This is a genomic window from Dickeya sp. MK7 (genome assembly GCF_000406305.1).
Taxonomy (GTDB): domain Bacteria; phylum Pseudomonadota; class Gammaproteobacteria; order Enterobacterales; family Enterobacteriaceae; genus Dickeya; species Dickeya fangzhongdai.
In genome coordinates this window covers 2,156,709-2,169,879 of sequence record NZ_CM001984.1, presented here as the reverse complement: position 1 = coordinate 2,169,879, position 13,171 = coordinate 2,156,709, and the positions used below count along the sequence as shown (strand labels likewise).

Annotated in this window: 9 protein-coding genes; 5 read left to right on the top strand and 4 right to left on the bottom strand. The window is 54.0% G+C overall.

Annotated elements, in window-relative coordinates:
* Positions 1-12 precede the first annotated feature (12 nt).
* From cmk to serC, 3 genes are all read right to left on the bottom strand, one after another.
* Positions 13-699, bottom strand: coding sequence for a (d)CMP kinase (cmk, locus tag DXXMK7_RS09450; protein ID WP_038918871.1), 687 nt, complete (start codon positions 697-699; stop codon positions 13-15).
* A gap of 193 nt (positions 700-892) precedes the next feature.
* Entirely contained in the window at positions 893-2,182 is a 1,290-nt protein-coding gene (aroA, locus tag DXXMK7_RS09445) for a 3-phosphoshikimate 1-carboxyvinyltransferase (protein ID WP_038920946.1), read from the bottom strand.
* Positions 2,183-2,540: 358 nt separating this feature from the next.
* Positions 2,541-3,626, bottom strand: a complete 1,086-nt coding sequence (serC, locus tag DXXMK7_RS09440; protein ID WP_038918870.1) for a 3-phosphoserine/phosphohydroxythreonine transaminase — start codon at positions 3,624-3,626, stop codon at positions 2,541-2,543.
* Positions 3,627-3,898: 272 nt separating this feature from the next.
* Between serC and ycaO the strand changes: the two genes are divergently transcribed.
* The 5 genes from ycaO (at position 3,899) to DXXMK7_RS09415 (ending at position 11,896) form a co-directional block, all read left to right on the top strand.
* The gene (ycaO, locus tag DXXMK7_RS09435) at positions 3,899-5,662 is read left to right on the top strand and encodes a 30S ribosomal protein S12 methylthiotransferase accessory factor YcaO (RefSeq protein WP_038918869.1); all 1,764 of its coding nucleotides are present in this window, start codon (positions 3,899-3,901) and stop codon (positions 5,660-5,662) included.
* Between the two features lie 495 nt (positions 5,663-6,157).
* Positions 6,158-7,015 carry a formate transporter FocA gene (focA, locus tag DXXMK7_RS09430; protein WP_038659314.1) on the top strand — a complete coding sequence of 286 codons (858 nt, stop codon included), beginning with the start codon at positions 6,158-6,160 and terminating at the stop codon, positions 7,013-7,015.
* Between the two features lie 56 nt (positions 7,016-7,071).
* Positions 7,072-9,354: a formate C-acetyltransferase gene (pflB, locus tag DXXMK7_RS09425; RefSeq protein WP_038659317.1), complete on the top strand. Its 2,283-nt coding sequence runs from the start codon at positions 7,072-7,074 to the stop codon at positions 9,352-9,354.
* Between the two features lie 302 nt (positions 9,355-9,656).
* Positions 9,657-10,397, top strand: coding sequence for a pyruvate formate lyase 1-activating protein (gene pflA / locus DXXMK7_RS09420; protein WP_038918868.1), 741 nt, complete (start codon positions 9,657-9,659; stop codon positions 10,395-10,397).
* 569 nt (positions 10,398-10,966) lie between these two features.
* The gene (locus tag DXXMK7_RS09415; protein WP_038918866.1) at positions 10,967-11,896 is read left to right on the top strand and encodes a LysR family transcriptional regulator; all 930 of its coding nucleotides are present in this window, start codon (positions 10,967-10,969) and stop codon (positions 11,894-11,896) included.
* Positions 11,897-11,917: 21 nt separating this feature from the next.
* Here DXXMK7_RS09415 and DXXMK7_RS09410 read toward each other — a convergent pair whose 3' ends face one another.
* Positions 11,918-13,069 (bottom strand): MFS transporter, encoded by a 1,152-nt coding sequence (locus DXXMK7_RS09410; RefSeq protein ID WP_038918865.1) that lies wholly within the window; start codon positions 13,067-13,069, stop codon positions 11,918-11,920.
* Positions 13,070-13,171: the final 102 nt, after the last annotated feature.

The following is a 13,171-nucleotide window of genomic DNA, read 5'->3' as shown; positions in this document are numbered from 1 at the left end:
TAAAAAATAATATCAGGCCAATTGAGGCAATATCTGGCGCACATGCGCCAATGCCAGCCCGACCACTTCATCCAACGTCATATGCGTGGAATCCAACACCAGTGCATCCGGTGCCGGCACCAACGGCGCAACCGGTCGATTACGGTCGCGCTCGTCACGCTCTTTAATCTCGGACAAAAGACGTTCAAAGTTAACATTAAAGCCCTTCGCCTGCAACTGGAGCATGCGACGTTTGGCGCGTTCTTCCGCGCTGGCATCCAGAAAAATCTTCACTGGCGCGTCGGGGAACACCACCGTTCCCATATCGCGGCCGTCGGCAATCAGCCCCGGCATTTCACGAAACGCGCGCTGACGACGCAGCAGCGCCTCGCGCACCCGCGGAAATACGGCGGCCTGAGACGCTGTATTGCTCACTTCCTGGCTACGAATCTCATTGCTGACATCTTCGCCTTCCAGGATAACTTTCAGTTGCCCGTTTTCCGGCACAAACCGCACATCCAGATGCGACGCTATCGGCACCAACGCCTCTTCGGAGGCAATGTCCACCTGATGATGCAGGGCTGCCAACGCCAGCACACGATAAATCGCGCCGGAATCCAGCAGATTCCACTGCAGCGCGTTAGCCAGCGCCTTGCACAGGGTTCCCTTGCCCGCACCACTTGGCCCGTCAACCGTAATTACCGGTGCAGTCACCGCCATCTCTTACTCCTTACAAAACAGGGAAATCGCATGTCATTGTAGACAATACAATAAGTCATTATACCCTGCTGTGGCAGCAAGCGTGAAATTAAAGACTTATTACTGCAGAAGATCGGGCAAATATTGTGATACCCAGAGTATAACGCTAAATGTTGACGCACAGGACCCTATCGCAGACCTGTGCGTCAGAACATCAGCCGTGCTGGCTCAGACGTTCCAGTTGCTGGAAGTAATCCGGGAACGTTTTGGCGGTACATTTAGGGTCGAGAATGGTCACCGGCGTGTCAGACAACGCCACCAGCGAGAAGCACATCGCCATGCGGTGGTCATTGTAAGTGCCGATTTCAGCTGCTTTCAGCTGCGTTGGCGGGGTAATGCGGATGTAGTCATGCCCTTCTTCTACCTCAGCGCCGACCTTGCGTAACTCCGTCGCCATAGCTGTCAGACGATCGGTTTCTTTCACGCGCCAGTTGTAGATATTGCGCAGCGTCGTCGTCCCGCCCTCGGCAAACAACGCAGTAGTGGCAATGGTCATTGCCGCATCGGGAATATGGTTCATATCCATATCGATAGCGTGGAGATTACCGCGCTGACATTCGATATAGTCATCACCCCAACGGATCTCCGCGCCCATTTTCTCCAGCACATCGGCAAAACGGATATCACCCTGCACGCTATGACGGCCGACGCCGGTCACACGTACCGTTCCCCCGCGAATTGCCGCTGCCGCCAGGAAATAAGAGGCGGACGATGCATCGCCTTCCACCAGATAGTGTCCGGGCGACTGGTAATGCTGATTACCGGCTACCACGAAGGTCTGGTAGTCGTTATTGATCACCGTGATGCCGAAGGTCTCCATCATGTGCAGGGTGATATCGATATAAGGTTTGGAGACCAGGTCGCCTTTAATGCTGATGCGCGTATCCTGCGTAGCCAATGGCGCCGTCATTAACAGCGCAGTGAGAAACTGGCTGGATACCGAACCGTCGACACTGATGTCGCCGCCTTTGAAGCCCCCTTGCAGGCGCAACGGCGGATAATTTTCCTGCTCCAGATAGTCGATACGCGCGCCCCCCTGCCGCAACGCATCTACCAGATGACCAATCGGACGCTCTTTCATGCGAGGTTCACCGGTCAGCACGATATCGCCATCAGTCAGGCACAGTGCGGCGGCCAGCGGACGCATCGCCGTCCCGGCATTTCCTAAAAACAGCTCCAGCGGCGCAGACGCCGTTAATGCGCCCCCCACCCCGACGATTTCGCACTCTGTGCGGCTGCCCGACAGATGGTATTCAACGCCCAATGCACTCAGCGCATTAAGCATATGACGGACATCGTCGCTGTCCAGCAGGTTGGTCAGGCGAGTCGTGCCTTTGGCCAATGCCGCCAACAGCAACGCACGGTTAGAAACGCTTTTGGAACCCGGCAGATTGATCGTGCCGTTAATCAATGAAATCGGTTGTAGGGTCAGGGATTCCTGCATGTGAAACATGTTCTCCAAGAGTTAACACAAAAACCCCGGCCAGATACCGGGGTTTAAAATCAGAAGCAGCACGTTATCGCGCTATACCCGTCATACTTCAGGTTGCAAGTGCGTTGGCTGCGTTACTCGGCCCATTTCATGGGCCTCGCCCCTTCGGGGCCGCTGCCAGCAGTGTTCAAATCGGCTTACGCCAATTTGTCACGCCCCCAGTCACTTACTTGTGTAAACTCCTGGGGATTCACTCACTTGCCGCGTTACAAGGCTCATAATGAGCCTTGTCCTAAAGGGCCAACGCGTTGCGCTGTTCAACACGCCAGCGTGTTGTCCTGCAACTCGAATTATTTAGGGTATATATTTATCAGCCGTGGCGACGCTCAAAATCGACCATGAATTCCGTCAGCGCTTTTACGCCCTCCAGCGGCATGGCGTTATAGATCGACGCACGCATGCCGCCTACGACACGGTGACCTTTCAGCGCATGCAGACCGGCCACCTGAGCTTCCTGCAGGAACACCGGATCCAATGCGGCATCTGCCAGTTGGAACGGCACGTTCATGCGGGAACGGCTGGCCAGCACAACGTCGTTACGATAGAAATCGCTGCCGTCAATCGCGGCATACAGCAGTTCGGCCTTGGCTTGATTACGTTTTTCCATTTCCAGCAGGCCGCCTTGCTCTTTCAGCCACTTGAACACCATACCGGACAGATACCAGGCAAACGTCGGCGGCGTGTTGAACATGGAATCGTTATCAGCCAGGGTTTTGTAATCCAGAATCGACGGCAGTTCACGGCGTGCCTTGCCGAGCAGGTCTTCACGCACAATCACCAGCGTCAGGCCGGCAGGCCCTACGTTTTTCTGCGCGCCGGCGTAAATCACGCCATAGCGACTGACATCCAGCGGGCGGGAAAGAATGCTGGAGGAGTAATCCGCCACCACGATTTTGTCGCCGAAATCCGGCGTTTCTTCAATCGCCAGACCGTCAATGGTTTCATTCGGGCAATAATGAACATAGGCGGCGTCATCCGACAGCGCCCATTCACTCATCGGTTTCACGCCGCGCAGACCGTCAACGCGGGTTTTCACGTCAATGACATTCGGGGTGAGGTACTTTTCAGCTTCCTTGACCGCACTATGCGCCCAGTAGCCGCCATCGATATAGTCGGCTTTGGTATTATCGCCCAGCAGGTTGAGCGGAACCGCCGCAAATTGCGCACGTGCGCCGCCATGACAGAACAACACTTTGTAATTCGAGGGGATTTTCAGCAAATCACGCAAATCCTGCTCAGACTCGCTGGCCACTTGCATGAACTCTTTACTGCGGTGGCTGATTTCCATCACCGATGTACCCAGCCCATGCCAGTTGCACAGTTCCTGTTCTGCACGACGCAACACTTCTACCGGTAACATGGCCGGACCGGCACTAAAATTAAAAACCTGAGTCATTTCCCCTCACCACCTATCACTATAAATAGCGACCTGTCTAAGTCGCATCAGTTTACCCTGCTATCGGTTTTATCACTCGTTTTTCCTGCCTGCAATGCTTATTGCCCCTGATGTCGGAAAACTTGCGCGCGCGTTCGCCTGTTATCGTACCCGGCGATACATCTGTTACATCATCGCCGGAACACGCCGCGCAATACGCAACATGCAGGATAGAGTCAGCACACAAAACCACGTATGATGCAGCCTCCTCATAACACATTCAGGTTCGAACCATGACCCAAACGTTTATCCCAGGCAAAGACGCCGCCCTGGAAGATTCCATCGCCCGTTTTCAACAGCAGCTCCTCAACCTGGGGTTCAACATCGAAGAAGCCTCCTGGCTGAATCCGGTGCCCAACGTCTGGTCGGTACATATTCGTGATCGCGACTGTGCGCTGTGCTTCACCAACGGCAAGGGCGCAACCCGGAAAGCCGCACTAGCTTCCGCACTGGGCGAGTACTTCGAACGTCTGTCCACCAACTACTTTTTTGCCGATTTCTATCTGGGCCAGCAGATCGCCGAAGGTGACTTCGTGCATTACCCTGACGAGAAGTGGTTCCCGCTGCCCGAAGACGACAGCCTGCCGGAAGGCATTCTGGACGCGCGCCTGCACGCCTTTTACGACCCGGAACAACAGTTGATCGCCAGCGACCTGGTGGACCTGCAATCAGGCAACCACAATCGCGGCATCTGCGCCCTGCCGTTTACCCGTCAGTCCGACCAGCAGACGGTGTATATCCCGATGAATATCGTCGGCAACCTGTATGTGTCGAACGGCATGTCCGCAGGCAATACCCGTAATGAAGCACGGGTGCAGGGGCTATCTGAAGTATTCGAACGCTATGTGAAGAATCGTATTATCGCCGAAGCCATCAGCCTGCCGGCGATTCCGGCCGACGTGCTGTCGCGTTATCCGGGCGTGGTGGAAGCCATTGCCACGCTTGAGCAGGAAGGCTTCCCGATTTTCGCCTATGACGCCTCTCTCGGCGGTCAGTACCCGGTGATCTGCGTGGTGCTGTTTAACCCGGCCAACGGCACCTGCTTTGCCTCGTTTGGCGCACATCCGGATTTCGGCGTGGCGCTGGAGCGTACCGTCACCGAATTGCTGCAAGGCCGCGGGCTGAAAGATCTGGACGTATTTACGCCGCCAACGTTCGATGATGAAGAAGTTGCAGAGCATACCAACCTGGAAACTCACTTTATCGATTCCAGCGGCCTGATTTCCTGGGATCTGTTTAAAACTCAGGCGGACTACGCGTTCGCCGACTGGAACTTCAGCGGCACCACCGAGCAGGAATTCGCAACGCTGATGGCGATCTTCAATAAAGAAGACAAAGAAGTGTATATCGCCGATTACGAACACCTGTCGGTGTACGCCTGCCGCATTCTGGTACCGGGCATGTCGGACATCTATCCGGCGGAAGACCTGTTGCTGGCGAACAACAGCATGGGCGCGCATCTGCGCGAAACCCTGCTGTCCTTGCCGGACAGCCAATGGGAAAAAGCGGATTATCTGACGCTGTTGCAGCAACTGGACGATGAAGGGCTGGATGATTTTACCCGCGTACGCGAGCTGTTAGGGATAGCAACCGGCAAAGACAACGGCTGGTTCACACTGCGCATTGGCGAACTGAAATCCATGCTGGCTCTGGCCGGCGGCGACCTGGAGCAGGCGCTGAGCTGGACGGAATGGTCACTGGATTTCAACCAATCCGTCTTTGCCCCAGCGCGCAGTAATTACTACCGTTGCCTGCAAACGCTGCTGCAACTGGCGCTGGAGCCTGAACGCGACCCCGCCCAGTATTACGATGCATTCGTGCGCATGTACGGGCAGGACGCCGTTGACGCTGCAAGCGCCGCCATTGCCGGCGAACAGTGCTTCTACGGTCTGTTCACCGTCGATGCTGACCTGAAAGCGCTGCCGGCTCACCAGTCGTTGCTGGCTGCTTACGAAAAATTGCAGCGCGCTAAGCGCCAGCACTGGCAGGTAAAATAAGCCGTACCTGTAGCTGACCGGATGGCCTTCCGTCATCCGGTCAGGTCTTCACCACAGGCTACGGCTGCATTTCCGTATATATCTTTTTTACAGTATTACCACCGGGCAACACGATTGATGTTATTTTAAGCCTCGCTTATTCCCTTATTTTTATATGGGTATGTGAGCCTCGTTGCGAGATATTTATTTTTAATAAAAGCACTATTGTTATCGAATGGTAAATAACAAATTAAATAATATAAAACTCAAGTGTAGAATCACTACAAAAACTTATTTTATTTAACGCTAAATAGGTAAACAGAACCCTTAATTCAACTGTTTTTATAATTTTTAAAAAATATTTTTTACATTAAAATCAATGCATTAAGTGAAAAACACCCCATGAAGCCGCTCCTGATCAGCCTAATAAATTCCAGCGGTATGATCCACGTCAAATTATGACGAATAACCCTTTGTTAGTATCTCACCGTAGATAAACTTTAAGAGAGAGTTAGTGTGAAAGCTGACAACCCCTTCACCCTGTTATTACCGCCGGCGATGGCGAAAGTCGCTGAAGATGCCGGTGTCTATAAAGCAACAAAACAACCGCTTACTGCGTTTTTTCTGGCGATTACCGCCGGTGTGTTCATCTCAATAGCGTTCGTTTTTTACATCACCGCCACTACCGGTTCTTCATCCATGCCGTATGGTATGGCTAAACTGGTAGGAGGCATCTGCTTCTCTATGGGGTTGATGCTGGTGGTGGTCTGCGGCGCAGATCTGTTTACCTCTACTGTGCTTACCGTGATTGCCAAGGCCAGCGGCCGCATCACCTGGAAACAGTTGGGGATGAACTGGCTCAACGTTTATATCGGCAACCTGGTTGGCGCCTTGTTCTTCGTAGCGTTGATCTGGTTTTCCGGCGAGTTCATGGTAGCGAATGGCGCCTGGGGGCTGAATGTCTTGCAAACCGCCAGCCATAAGCTGGAGCATTCATTCGTTGAAGCGCTGTGCCTTGGGATTCTGGCGAACCTGATGGTTTGTCTGGCGGTGTGGATGAGCTACTCTGGTCATACCCTGACCGACAAGATGCTGGCCATGATCCTGCCGGTCGCCATGTTCGTCGCCAGCGGCTTTGAACATAGCATCGCCAACATGTTCATGATCCCGATGGGGATTGTGATTAAGAACTTCGCTCCAGATGCATTCTGGCACGCCATCAGCATGACGCCGGGCCAGTTTGAGCACTTGACCGTCAGCAACTTTATTGTCGATAACCTGATTCCTGTCACGATCGGCAACATCATTGGCGGTGGATTGCTGGTAGGGTTGACTTACTGGGTCATCTATTTGCGCGGTGGAGATCAGCACTAAGCTGCTGTCGGCCGCAACGTCGGGTTATAAAAATCCAAATCAAAGGTAGGTGTAATATGACCGAACTTAATCAGAAACTCGCCCAGGCTTGGGAAGGTTTTAGCAAAGGCGAATGGCAGAATGGCGTCAACGTACGTGACTTCATTCAGAAAAACTACGCGCCGTATGAAGGTGATGAATCATTCCTGGCTGGCGCTACCCCGGCAACCACTAAACTGTGGGATGCCGTTATGGAAGGCATCAAACAGGAAAACCGCACTCACGCGCCGGTTGACTTCGATACCAATGTAGCTGCCACCATTACCTCTCATGATGCCGGTTATATCGACCAGAAACTGGAACAAATCGTCGGTCTGCAAACTGATGCGCCATTGAAACGTGCGCTGATTCCGTTCGGCGGTATCAAAATGGTTGAAGGCTCCTGTAAGGTTTATGGCCGTGAACTGGATCCGCAACTGAAAAAAATCTTCACCGAATACCGTAAAACCCACAACCAGGGTGTATTCGATGTTTATACCCCGGATATCCTGCGCTGCCGTAAATCTGGCGTACTGACCGGTCTGCCGGACGCTTACGGCCGTGGCCGTATCATCGGCGACTATCGTCGTGTTGCTCTGTACGGTATCGACTACCTGATGGCGGACAAATTCGCCCAGTTCACTTCCCTGCAGACCAAACTGGAAAACGGCGAAGATCTGGAAGCAACTATCCGCCTGCGTGAAGAAATCGCTGACCAGCACCATGCGCTGTCACAGATCAAAGAGATGGCAGCGAAGTATGGCTGCGATATCTCCGGCCCGGCAACCAATGCCAAAGAAGCGGTTCAGTGGACTTACTTCGGCTATCTGGCTGCGGTGAAATCTCAGAACGGCGCCGCCATGTCCTTCGGTCGTGTCTCCACCTTCCTGGATATCTTCATCGAACGTGACCTGAAAGCGGGCAAAATCACCGAACAGGACGCTCAGGAACTGATCGACCACCTGGTGATGAAACTGCGTATGGTGCGCTTCCTGCGTACCCCGGAATACGATGAACTGTTCTCCGGCGACCCGATCTGGGCAACTGAGTCTCTGGCCGGTATGGGTCTGGATGGCCGCACGCTGGTTACTAAAAACAGCTTCCGTTTCCTGAACACCCTGTACACCATGGGGCCGTCTCCGGAACCGAACATGACCATCCTGTGGTCTGAAAAACTGCCGCTGAACTTCAAGAAATTCGCCGCTAAAGTGTCTATCGATACCTCTTCTCTGCAGTACGAGAACGATGACCTGATGCGTCCGGACTTCAACAACGACGATTACGCGATCGCCTGTTGTGTAAGCCCGATGGTAGTGGGTAAACAAATGCAGTTCTTCGGCGCCCGCGCTAACCTGGCGAAAACCATGCTGTACGCTATCAACGGCGGCGTGGACGAAAAACTGAAAATGCAGGTAGGTCCGAAATCCGAACCGATCAAAGGCGATGTGCTGAACTTTGACGAAGTAATGGATCGTATGGATCACTTCATGGATTGGCTGGCTAAACAGTACGTCACCGCACTGAACATCATTCACTACATGCACGACAAGTACAGCTATGAAGCATCGCTGATGGCTCTGCATGACCGTGATGTGTTCCGTACCATGGCTTGCGGTATCGCAGGTCTGTCCGTAGCGGCTGACTCCCTGTCTGCTATCAAGTACGCGAAAGTTAAACCGATTCGTGACGAAAGCGGTCTGGCCGTCGACTTCGACATCGAAGGCGAATACCCGCAGTTCGGTAACAACGACCCGCGTGTTGACGACCTGGCTTGTGACCTGGTTGAACGTTTCATGAAGAAAATTCAGAAACTGAATACCTACCGTGGCGCTACCCCGACTCAGTCCGTACTGACCATCACCTCCAACGTGGTATACGGTAAGAAAACAGGTAACACTCCGGATGGTCGTCGCGCTGGCGCGCCGTTCGGACCGGGTGCCAACCCGATGCACGGCCGTGACCAGAAAGGTGCTGTCGCCTCTCTGACCTCCGTGGCTAAACTGCCGTTCGCCTACGCGAAAGACGGTATCTCCTATACCTTCTCTATCGTGCCGAACGCGCTGGGTAAAGACGACGACGTGCGTAAAACTAACCTGGCAGGCCTGATGGACGGTTACTTCCACCACGAAGCCAGCATCGAAGGCGGTCAGCACCTGAACGTCAACGTGATGAACCGTGAAATGCTGCTGGACGCAATGGAAAACCCGGAAAAATATCCGCAGTTGACCATCCGTGTATCTGGTTATGCCGTTCGCTTCAACTCGCTGACTAAAGAACAGCAGCAGGACGTCATTACCCGTACTTTCACTCAGTCCATGTAATTACATGTCTGTCTGAAAAGGCGTAAACTAAAGGCTCCACATCGGTGGGGCCTTTTTATAGCGGGTGTCTTGTCCGTTCTCCCTGTGGATTGCCGCACGCGGCGTTAAAATTTCTTCCGGAAATTTTTCACCACTCCCACCGAAAGACCCAGAACCTGTTTTGTCAGCCAGCTACTTTTCCGGCTGGCGGGCTGACAAAACAGATTCGACACAGAGCGAATGCTGTGGCCGTCCGTGCCGCAGCCTCGTTACTGTGCTCATCGAAGGCCGCTATTTCTCGGCCCAACCTGGAGAAACCTTGCATGTCAGTTATTGGTCGCATTCACTCTTTCGAATCCTGCGGCACCGTAGACGGTCCCGGTATTCGCTTCATCACTTTTTTTCAGGGTTGCCTGATGCGTTGCCTCTACTGCCACAACCGCGATACCTGGGATACTCACGGCGGCAAGGAAGTTACCGTGGAAGAGTTGATGAAGGAAGTGGTGACTTATCGCCATTTTATGAATGCGTCCGGCGGCGGCGTGACGGCATCCGGCGGCGAGGCCATTCTGCAGGCAGAATTTGTCCGTGACTGGTTCCGGGCCTGCCACGAGCAAGGCATCAATACCTGTCTGGACACCAACGGCTTTGTCCGCCGTTACGACCCGGTTATTGACGAACTGCTGGACGTGACGGATTTGGTAATGCTCGACCTCAAGCAACTCAACGATGAGGTGCATCAAAATCTGGTGGGGGTATCCAATCACCGTACGCTGGATTTTGCCCGTTATCTCGCCAAACGTAACCAGCGCACCTGGATTCGCTATGTGGTGGTCCCCGGCTGGAGCGATGACGACGCTTCCGCTCATCAGTTGGGTGAGTTCACCAAAGACATGCGCAACATTGAGAAGATCGAACTGTTGCCTTACCACGAGCTGGGCAAACACAAGTGGACGGCCATGGGCGAGGAATACAAGCTGGATGGCGTCAAACCGCCCAAAGCAGACACCATGGACCGCATCAAGTCCATTCTGACCAGTTACGGCCACAAAGTGGTGTACTAACCCTCCGTCCCTGGTGGAGAATAGCGCCGGTGGATCAACACCGAATGCGCCTCTCCACCAAAGCCATCCCATTCAGCCAGTGTTAACGTCAGCGTAGACCAAAATCGGCTGACGTTGATAATTAACGCCCTGCCACCCGCCAGCCAAATATCGGCCGATAACGCGTGACCGAGCCGCCCTTCTGGGCTATCCATACTTACCATGCGCCACAATCAGCGAGATAGTCTATTCGAGATTCCTCGCCGTTTGAGAGGCAGCGTTTTATGCTCATTGTCCGCGTGAAATGAATAACCTTGTTTTGCTGTGTTTTTTCTCCCTGCAACAATCAGAAGCAAACTCACGGCAAGAAAATAGATAATCATGGATATTATATGGCAGGTAATGGTATGCCCGCCCTAATGCGACATACTGAAAAAGAACCCTGGTGTCGTGCATAAACCACATTATTGCGGTGTGGAGACCGCCCAAACAGAGCGACTTGCGCGTACCATAAAGGGAAAATACATTGAATAAAACCGATTTATTTCAATGCTAACATTTAAAATGGCTATGTGTTCAGGGGCACATTTATGCGGCTCGACAAACTGGAAATTCGCTGGCTAAAACTATTCTGCAAAATTGTTGAGAAAAAAGGCATCACCAACGCTCAGGACGCTACCGGGCTGAGTCAGCCGGTACTAAGCCACTACCTTTCCCGGCTGGAAGACACGCTGGGGCTGATTCTGTGTGAACGCGGTCGCGGCGGTTTCTCGCTGACTACCGAAGGGGAAGTGGTCTATCAGGAAGCGCGCTCGGTGATCGCCACGCTGGATGACTTTGCCAACCGTCTGGCCCGCATCAAACATGAACTGATCGGCGAAGTACGAATTGGTTGTCTGGATAATATCGTCTCTCATCCGGATCAAGCCGTTTCGCTGGCGATTCATCGTCTGTTCGAGCTAAGTCCGGATGCATCGATGAACCTGAGCATCAGCGACCATCACACGCTGATGGAGCGACTGCGAAGCAGCGAGCTGGATGTGGTATTAACGGTTCTGCCGGCCGATGTGCCGCCGGACATCTTCTTCCAGCCCGCATTCATTGAGCACAGTTCATTTTACGTCGCGACCGAACACGCCGAGCGCATCGAACAAGAGTGGCGCGACGGTACCCTGAACCCAAAACGGCTGCTGATTGGCGGCTACCCTATGAATGAAATCTGCAAACAGCTGGGACCGGTAGCCAAACAAGGGCAACAGAACATAGCCTGTAGCGAGGAGAGTTGCATGCTGCTGATTCTGGCCGGCACCCATATGGGGTTCCTGCCGGACCACTACGCTTCGCGTTGGGTACAGGAAGGAAAACTGACCGCAGTCGCACCGGAAAGTCTGCAACTCAGCAGTATTTTTTATCTGGTCCGCAATGCCAAACAGCGGCTGAGCCCGGTCGCCGAAGTCCTGTGGAACAATATCATCGAAGCCGGGCAGCCTTCCCTGGGCGGCCGTCGTCGCCAGTCATGACCCAGGTGTTGCCGAAATCGCTCACACAGCCAGCGGCCGGGGATGATGATCGGCTTTTTTCAGCAATATGATCAGATACCCCAGCGATACCGCCGCAATCAGTACAAACAGTAACTGGTCGGAATACGTCTGCATCAGCATTGCCGCCAGGCTCGGGCCGCACAGGCTACCGATAGTATAACTGAGCAGCAACGCCTGATTCATGGCTACCAGCTCGCTGGGCGCCACCTTTTCACAAGCCCACGACATCGCCACCGGATATAACGTAAACCCGGCAGCGCCAAGCAGAAACAGCGACGGAGCCATGCCGTATCGCCCCGGAACCAGCATCGCCAGCGAACCGAGAATGACGGCGAAGACCAGAACCCGCAGCACCAGCAATCGCCCATAACGATCCGCCATCCGCCCGACCGGCCATTGCCCGAGGATACCGGCGCTGATCAATAACGCCATCCAATAGCCGACATTGGCGTCGCTCATGCCCCGATGGGCCAGATACAACGGCATCAGCCCATACAGCGAGCCAAGAATGATCCCGGAAATCACGCATCCCTGAATGCCCAACCGGGCGGTGCGATAACGCAACATGCGCCAGACGTTGACACGCTGGGTCACGGGCTGCGGCGGCGGAATGCGGGCAAACAACAGCGGCAGCACCGCCAGCAGCGCCAACGCCACCAGCCAGGGCAGAATGCTGAATAGTGCGGTTGGCACCATCCCCAACAGCAACTGCCCCACGACGCTGCCCAGATAGTAGGCCATCATGTAAGCGGCCAGCAGTTGACCCCGATTGAGCGCATTACCACTACACAGCAGCGCGCTCTCCACTACCACCCAAATCAACGCGCAAGCGACCCCGGCGACAAAGCGCCACAGAATCCAGCTCCCGATATCCGGCGACAGCGCCAGCGCCGCGGTCGCCAGCCCAAACATCAGGGTCGCCAGATAATAACTGCGGTTAAAGCCATAGATCCGAATCAACCCGCCGGCCACCAACGTTCCCAACAGGTTGCCGCTAAAATAGGCCGAGCCTACCACGCCAACCTGCCAGACCGGCAATTGGCGATCATTGAGCCATAACGGCACCAGCGTATTCAAAACGGCCAGACAAACAGTAAGCAGCAACAGCCCGCAGAGCAGCAGTAAAACCGGGCGCGTATAGGTGGTTGACATGGGAAGACGAACCGGAAAGAGAGGATATTTTGCGCGCATCATGCCACTGGCAATGGCAAAGTCAATCGCCTCGTTATCCGCCGCCGCACAATTTGCTCATCC